General features: G+C 46.7%; 1 protein-coding gene. It reads left to right on the top strand.

Annotated features, from left to right (window positions below; genetic code table 11):
- Positions 1–1,904, top strand: a 1,904-nt coding sequence (locus VN105_RS26910) for a SusC/RagA family TonB-linked outer membrane protein (protein WP_325646083.1), incomplete at both ends; no start/stop codon positions are given.

The raw sequence follows: 1,904 nt of genomic DNA, 5'->3' as shown, positions 1-1,904 counted from the left end.
GATTAACTTAAATAAAAAGAACGCCCCATTATGGGAGACGTTAAATGATATTCGCCAGCAGACCGGTTACAGTATTCTTTGCGATCCTGATATTTTAGGCGCTGCAAAACCTGTTACCGTTAAAATAAAGGACGCCTCACTGGAAGAAGCCTTAAAATTATGTTTTAGTAACCAGCCGTTTAATTATGTGATTAATCAAAAAACCATATTAATTACACCGCTGAAATTGCCGCCCGCGGAACCCAGTCGGGCTACCAGCGCTGTCAGGATAACCGGAAAAGTAACAGATGAACAGGGCAGCTTGCCGGGAGCAAGTATCAAATTGAAAGACTCCAATATTGGTGCGATATCGGACGCAAAAGGCAACTATTCCGTCAATGTTCCGGATAGTAAAGGGACGCTTGTTTTTACCAGTGTTGGTTATTTAACACAGGAAGTTCCTATTGAAGGGCGCACCACAATTGATGTTCAACTAAAGGCGGAATCAAAAGGATTGAACCAGATAGTGGTGATTGGTTACGGCACCGTCCGTAAAAAAGATCTGACAGGATCGGTTTCCTCTATCGGATCAGCTGAAATAAAGTCGCAACCAATTAACTCTTTTAACCAGGCATTGGAAGGCAAAGTTTCGGGGGTACAAATTACGCAGGCATCCAATTCACCGGGTGGTGGCGTAACTATCCGTGTGCGTGGCGGCAACTCTATTTCTGCCAGCAATGATCCTTTATATGTTGTGGATGGTTTCCCTATTTCCGTACCAACTGCGGCAAAGGGTGCAAGCGGAAGCGGCGCTGGTTATGCTAACCCGCTGTCTACGATTAACCCGAATGATATCGAGTCAATAGAAGTTTTAAAAGATGCTTCCGCAACAGCAATATATGGTTCAAGGGGAGCTAACGGCGTTGTTTTGGTAACTACCAGGCGCGGAAAGTTAGGTCAGCCGAGCGTCGAGTTTGAAACCTACGCCGGTGCACAGGAAGTTGTAAAACAATTGAAACTGGGGAATGCTATGGATCACCTGAACCTGAAAAATGAGCAGCTTGCCAATCTTGGTTTCGCACAAAGGTTTGGAAACCCTAACGGGCCTTATCCCAAGCCTGTTGCTTCCTACGGTGAAGGCACCGACTGGCAGAAAGAGATCTACAGGACTGCGCCCATACAGAGTTACCAGTTGTCTATCAGCGGAGGAACCGACAAAGTGCGCTACCTGGTAAGCGGAAACTATCTCAACCAGGATGGGATCATCATTAATAACAATTTTAAGCGTTATACAGCAAGGGTTAATTTAGATGCTACCTTGAGTGAGCGTATTAAAATAGGTTCCAATTTTACCGCATCGCGCACCGTCAATAACGGCGTTTCTGAAGGCCTGGCCGCCGGCCCCGTATATGAGGCACTGACCATCTCTCCGGCCAGCCCGGTTTACGCGCCCGATGGCACCTATCAGTTACTTAACCTCGGGCCGGGCACGGGCTTTGCGAGCACTCCCAATCCTGTTGCCATGCTGAAAACTTCCACCAATCTACTTTCAACAGACAGGGTACTGGGTAATGTATTCGGGGATTTCAGCATCGCAGAAGGACTGAAGGCGCACATTAGTTTTGGAGCAGATATTCAGAATTCATTCAGGAATGTATTCTTTACGCCGCAAACGCTTGCCGGAAGCGGCCGGAATGGCTACGGAAGCAACGGTACTTCGGAAAATATCAATACTTTAAATGAAAACACGCTTACCTATACAAAGAAAATAAATAAGGATAATGCCTTTGATGTGCTTGCTGGTGTAACTTTCCAAAGCAACAGGATGCAGCGGACCTACCAGGAAGCGGAGAATTTCCCCAACTACGTTTTGGGCGCGAACAATCTGTCGGCAGCCAATACACTGGATATCACCAGCAGCAGTT

The organism is Chitinophaga sp. (genome assembly GCF_035564935.1).
GTDB lineage: Bacteria > Bacteroidota > Bacteroidia > Chitinophagales > Chitinophagaceae > Chitinophaga.
Note: the sequence above shows the minus strand (reverse complement) of the source record. Positions and strands in the feature narration are given on the sequence as shown.